Genomic DNA, 3,828 nt, shown 5'->3' on the forward strand with positions numbered 1-3,828 from the left:
GGCGACCCTCAGGCCTTCGCCGCGCGCTCGACCGCGGCGGCCGACCGCTCGGTCACGTCGTCCCAGCGGCCGGCGGCGAGGAGCGCGGGCTCCACCATCCAGCTGCCGCTGACCGCGGGCACGGCGGGGAGCGCGAGGTAGTCGGCCATGTTGTCCTGGTTGACGCCGCCGGAGGGCATGAACGAGACGCCGGTGAAGGGGGCGGCCAGCGCCCTGATCCCGGCGGGGCCGCCGAGCAGGCCGGCCGGGAAGAACTTGACCTCGGTGAGGCCGAGTTCGACCGCGACCATCAGGTCGGACGCGGTCGCGACGCCCGGCAGCGCGGGCACGCCGAGCGCCCGGCACCGCTCCAGCACGCCGCGCGAGAGGCCGGGGCTGACCACGAACTCCGCACCCGCGTCCACCACCTGGTCGACCTGGTCGGGAACCAGCACGGAGCCGGCGCAGACCTGGAGGTCGGGGAGCGCCCGCAGGGCCCGGATCGCGTCAAGGCCCGCACGGGTGCGCAGGGTGATCTCCACGACGTCGATGCCGCCGGCGAGCAGGGCGCGGCCCAGGGGCAACGCCTGGGCGGCGTCGTCGACGACGACGACGGGGACGACGGGGCACCTGGTCAGGAGTGTCGTGCCGGGCATGGGCTCCCTTTCGCGCTGGTCGGGCACCGTGAGGCGACCTCATGGTGTCATGACGCCGTCCGGCCCGCGTCGTGGGCCGGGGACCGGACGGCGGGGCCGCGCTCAGGCCGACTGTTCGGCGACCTCCTCGGCCGTCAGCCGCGGCGCGTCGGCCGCCGCGCGCAGCCGCGTCGCCGCCCTGGCCGTGGGGTCCGCGGGGCGGCGGGTGTGCCAGTCGGTGACCGCCTGGTAGGCCGCGACCACCTCGAGCAGCCGGTCCTCCTCGTAGGGCTGGCCGCCGAGGATCACCCCGGCCGGGACGCCGTTCACGAACCCGGCCGGGAAGCCGATCTCCGGCAGGCCGAGGATGTCGAACGGCACCACCTCGGTCTGGAGGACCACGTCGCACTCGCCGAACACGCCGTCGAGCACCTCGCGCAGCAGGTGGTTCTTGGCGCGCTGTGCGGTGATCCACTCGTCGCCCGAGAGCATCAGCCCCTGGAGCCAGGACAGCAGCGAGACGCCGAACGTGCGCGGGTCCTCGCGCAGCCAGTGCCGGAACGGCTCGGTGCGCTCCGCCAGCCGGGCGCCGTTGAACGCGCCGGTGAGCAGCGACCAGTCGTCCGGATAGGTGACGTCCACCAGGGTCACCCCGGGTATGGCGTCCAGTGCGTCGAGCAGGGCGCGCCGCACCTCGGTCGCGGAGCCGAGGAAGTCGGCCGGCACGCCGATCCTGGTGGCCCGGCGCAGCCGGACCCGGCCACGGGAGACCACGGGCGTGGCGGCGGTCACCAGGTCGGGCACCGCCGGCAGGCCGAGGGTGCGCGGGTCCCTGGGGTCGGGTCCCGCCATGACCGCCAGCATCAGGGCGGCGTCCATCGCGTCCCTGGCCAGCGGCCCGACGTGGTCGCGGGTGTACGACAGGGGGATGACGCCGTACACCGAGGCACGGCCCATGGTGGGCTTGAGGCCGGTCAGGTTCTGCCGGTTGGCGGGCAGCACGATGGAGCCGCCGGTCTGGGTGCCGATGGAGGACGACGCGAGACGGCCGGCGACGGCGGTGGCGGGTCCGGTGGACGAGCCTCCGGGGTCGACGGACGGGTCGTTCGGGGTCCAGGCGTTGACCGTGGTGATCTCGCCGTTGGGCCTGGTGGCCCGGGTGGTGGCGAGCGGCCCCATCTGGCCCTTGCCGAGCAGGATGCCGCCGGCGGCGGCGAGCCGGGCGACGGCCGTGGCGTCGTGATCGGGGACGAAGTCCTCGAAGATGCGGGAGTTGCAGCGGGTGGGGACGTCCTTGGTGAAGTAGTTGTCCTTCACGCACAGCGGGATGCCGGAGAGCACGCCGCGCGGGCCGGTTCCCCGGTCCGCCGCGCGGGCCGCGGCCAGCGCGCTCTCGGCGGTGACCTCGGCGTAGGCCTGGTAGACGGCGTCGTGGGCGGTGACGCGGTCGAGGTACGCCTCGACCAGGGTGGTCGAGGTGAGCTTCCGGCGGCGCATCAGCACGGCCGCCTCGGCCAGCGTGGCCTCGGTGGGGTCGCGGCGTGCCTCGTCCCGCACCTCGATGTCGGGCAGCCGGGGTTCGGCGCCCGCCGCGGCGGCGGCGCCCGGCGCGCTCGTGGCGCCGGCGGCCGAGGCGGGGGCGGCGAAGGCCAGGCCGCCGGCGACCGCTCCGGTCGCGGCGGCCGAACTCGTGAGGAAGGTGCGGCGGTTGAGGGCGCGGCTCATCGCTCGTCCACCCCACCGGTCCAGGCCTCGGTGATCGACGGGTAGAGCAGCGGCGGCGCGGTCTGCTGCGCGTAGGCGGCGGCCGGCCGGCCGTCGACCGGCGGCGTCCAGCCCGCGATGGCGACGGGCGTCGAGGTGACGAAGGAGCGCAGCGAGCGCAGCGCCTGGTCGCGGGTGGGCACTCCGGTCTCCGGGTCCGGCTGCTCGGGCAGCATGTCGAGGTCGAACCCGGCCAGGGCCAGTCTCGTCCGTATGTAGGCGTCCACCTGTTCCGTGGTGGGCGGCTGGGGTTGGCTCAACGCGTCCTCCGTGGTGCCGAGCGGGTGCGTCACTGGCCGTGACCTCATCACCTGTTCGTGACCGCCCTGTTGAGACCGTATATCACCATTGTTACTACTGTTGTCGGTGTTGCCGGTGATGCGCCTGCCGACCGACCCCGGTCGGCACGGGTGTGGACGGAGGACACAAACGGGGAGACAGTTGTTTCGTTCATGACACTCAACCGCTCGACTCTTCCATGAGGTGAGGACGCACCCATGACTCCGTCACGCATCTCCCCCGCGCTCGCCGTCACCGCGTTAGCCCTGCTGGCCGCCGGCTCGGCGATCGGACCCGCCTCCGCCAGCGAGGTCGCCGAGGCCACCGAGAGCGCGGAGGCCACCGCCACCCTCGTCGTCGACCGGGGCGGCCGGTCCATCACCTACCGGGCCGCCGCCGGGCAGGCCAACGACCTCCAGGTCACCGACATGCCGGGCGGCACCGACGTACGGCGGATCGCGTTCAACGACGAGGTGACCATCAGCGCCGGCGCGCCCTGCGCCCAGCCGGACCCGCGCGACCCGACGCGGGTGGTCTGCGAGCTGCCGGCCGACTCGGACGCGGCCGGCGACATCCGGGTGCTGCTCGGCGACGGCGACGACGCCTTCTTCACCGACGCGCCGGGCGTCTCCGTCGTGCACGGTGGCGCGGGCCACGACGAACTCCACGCGCACACCGCCCACACGGTGCTCGGCGGGGACGGCGACGACATGCTGATGGGCGGCGTCGTGATGCGCGGCGACGCCGGCATGGACCACCTGATGGGCGACGACCGGGACCAGTACCTCTGGGGCGGCTCGGGCGACGACCACGTCGAGGCGTACGGCGGCGACGACTTCGTGTCCGCCGACTCGGGCGACGACCACGTCGCCGCCGGCGAGGGCGACGACGTGGTGTTCGGCGGCCGGGGCGACGACATGCTCGACGGCGGTCCCGGCCGTGACCTGCTCTTCGGCGGCCCGGGCGACGACGAGATCACCCGGTAGCCGGCCCCGGCTGCCGTCAGCCGACGCGCCGCGCCCCCTCGGCCGGGCGGTCGCCCTCGTCCCGGGCCGTGGCCCGGGCGGCCGCCTGACGGGAGGGGCGCAGCCGGTGGACGACGGCCACCAGCACGAGGGTGAGCGCCAGGAGCCCGGCCCAGATCACCACCCGCTCGGGGCGGGGCGCGAGC

The 3,828-nt window shown here is 74.7% G+C and carries 4 protein-coding genes; 1 reads left to right on the top strand and 3 read right to left on the bottom strand.

Going from position 1 to position 3,828, the window contains the following annotated elements; translation table 11 throughout:
• Positions 1-8: 8 nt before the first annotated feature.
• From eda to ACFWI8_RS36125, 3 genes are all read right to left on the bottom strand, one after another.
• Positions 9-635, bottom strand: a complete 627-nt coding sequence (eda, locus tag ACFWI8_RS36115) for a bifunctional 4-hydroxy-2-oxoglutarate aldolase/2-dehydro-3-deoxy-phosphogluconate aldolase (RefSeq protein ID WP_387100455.1) — start codon at positions 633-635, stop codon at positions 9-11.
• 102 nt (positions 636-737) lie between these two features.
• Positions 738-2,339, bottom strand: coding sequence for an amidase (locus ACFWI8_RS36120; RefSeq protein WP_387100458.1), 1,602 nt, complete (start codon positions 2,337-2,339; stop codon positions 738-740).
• Positions 2,336-2,686 (bottom strand): hypothetical protein, encoded by a 351-nt coding sequence (locus tag ACFWI8_RS36125; protein WP_387100461.1) that lies wholly within the window; start codon positions 2,684-2,686, stop codon positions 2,336-2,338. The genes ACFWI8_RS36120 and ACFWI8_RS36125 overlap by 4 nt, the downstream gene beginning before the upstream one ends.
• A 189-nt stretch (positions 2,687-2,875) precedes the next feature.
• Between ACFWI8_RS36125 and ACFWI8_RS36130 the strand changes: the two genes are divergently transcribed.
• Positions 2,876-3,643, top strand: a complete 768-nt coding sequence (locus ACFWI8_RS36130; protein WP_387100463.1) for a calcium-binding protein — start codon at positions 2,876-2,878, stop codon at positions 3,641-3,643.
• Positions 3,644-3,828 lie beyond the last annotated feature (185 nt).

Origin of the sequence: Streptomyces sp. NPDC127098 (assembly GCF_042722465.1) — a bacterium.
Classification (GTDB): domain Bacteria; phylum Actinomycetota; class Actinomycetes; order Streptomycetales; family Streptomycetaceae; genus Streptomyces; species Streptomyces millisiae.